The sequence below is a fragment of the Streptomyces millisiae genome (assembly GCF_031845425.1).
GTDB classification, from domain to species: Bacteria; Actinomycetota; Actinomycetes; order Streptomycetales; family Streptomycetaceae; genus Streptomyces; species Streptomyces millisiae.
The window spans coordinates 1-403 of the sequence record NZ_JAVREM010000397.1; the positions used below are offsets into that span (position 1 = coordinate 1).

A 403-nucleotide genomic window follows, 5' to 3' on the forward strand; every position below is an offset into this window, starting at 1 on the left:
GGCCCGGGCGGCGGTGGTCGTCGCGAACTGCGGTTCGGGAACGGGGCGGTGGATGTACTGGGCCTGCCCGCCGTCCCGGTACGGGGGGACCACCGTGCGCCGGGCGATCTCGGTGGCGACGGCGGCCCCGTGGTCGCGGCGCACGAGGTGGAGGCAGAGGTCGATCCCGGCGGCGACCCCGGCGGAGGTGAGGACGTCCCCGTCGTCGATGAACAGCACGCCCGGGTCGACGCGGACCTGCGGGAAGGTCCGCTGGAAGTGGTCGGCGGCCGACCAGTGCGTGGTGGCGGGGCGGCCGTCCAGGTATCCGGCGGCGGCCAGGACATAACTGCCGGTGCAGATGGAGACCATCCGGGTGCCCGGCCGGACGAGCGCGAAGGCGGCGGCCAGCTCCTCGGTGAGC

The 403-nt window shown here is 75.2% G+C and carries 1 protein-coding gene; it reads right to left on the minus strand.

Going from position 1 to position 403, the window contains the following annotated elements; genetic code table 11:
• On the minus strand, window positions 1-403 hold a 403-nt coding region (locus RNC47_RS37265; protein ID WP_311605313.1), incomplete at both ends, for a DJ-1/PfpI family protein.